Genomic DNA, 1,031 nt, shown 5'->3' with positions numbered 1-1,031 from the left:
CAGGTCGGCGGTGACCTGGGCCTCCAGGCCGACGATCGTGTCCTGCACCTCGGCACCGGTCCGCGCCACCACGGCGCCGCGGACCACCGCGGCGAGCAGGCCGGACGCCGGTCCGGCGGCGCTCACCCGGCCGACGGTGACGTGCAGGGCGTCGTCCGGGGCGAGGCGCCAGTCGGCGACGTCACCCCCGCCACCGTCGTGCTGGGCGACCAGGACGTCGAGGGCGTACCCCGGCACCGCGACCGGGTCCGGCACCAGCCCGTCGAGCACCCGACGGACCCGTCCCAGGTCGATGGCGACGCCGAGTTCCCGCTCGGTCCACCGGGCGAGGTCACGCAGCAGGGCGACGTCCTCGGGGGAGAACGTGCGCGGCACCGCGTCCATCAGGCACAGCGTGCCCACCCGGGTGCCGTCGATCATGGTCAGTGGTGCGCCGGCGTAGAACCGGATGCCGTGCTCCGCCACCGCGGCCGTGTCGGCGAAGCGGGCGTCGAGCGACGCATCCGGGATCACCATCGGTTCGCGGGAGAGGACGGTCGTCGCGCAGAACTGCTCGCTCGCGGGGACGCTCGACCCCTGGTGCCAGCCGAAGGTCGACTGGGTGGTGACGAGGTCGTGGTGGACGAGGTTGAGGAAGGTCAACGGGACGTCGAACGCCTCGTGGGCCATGCGGGTGATGCGGTCGAAGCGCTCCTCGGGTCCTGATCCCAAGATGGCGAGCGCCTCGATCACCGCGGTGCGGCGGTCCGCATCGGCGAGATGGTTGGTCACCCGGCCTGTCTACCCGCATCGTCCGCCAGGAACCAGTCCCTCGGGTGGGGGTCGGCGGTCAGCGCGCGGCGCTCGGAAACCGGTGCAGCCCAGGCGGCGGCGTTCGACAGCACGCGCTGGATGTCCGGGTGGTGGTACACGGGGTACTCCTGGTCGCCCGGCGAGAAGTAGAAGACCCGGCCGAGACCACGGCGGTAGGCGACGCCGGAGCGGAACACCTCGCCGCCCGCGAAGGTCGCCAGGAAGACCTCTTCGTCGGG

At 72.7% G+C, this 1,031-nt stretch carries 1 protein-coding gene and 1 pseudogene; both read right to left on the bottom strand.

Translation table 11 applies throughout. The annotated features are described in order from the left end of the window. Nucleotides 1-771: GAF domain-containing protein (locus tag BACI9J_RS22825; protein ID WP_159736663.1), on the bottom strand; the 771-nt coding region annotated here is incomplete at its 3' end. After that, nucleotides 768-1,031, bottom strand: a pseudogene (locus BACI9J_RS22820) (ThuA domain-containing protein); the annotation flags it as partial. The pseudogene BACI9J_RS22820 and the gene BACI9J_RS22825, both read right to left, overlap by 4 nt.

It is taken from the genome of Arthrobacter sp. 9V (assembly GCF_902506065.1).
In the GTDB taxonomy this organism is placed as follows: Bacteria; Actinomycetota; Actinomycetes; order Actinomycetales; family Micrococcaceae; genus Arthrobacter.
Note: the sequence above shows the minus strand (reverse complement) of the source record. Positions and strands in the feature narration are given on the sequence as shown.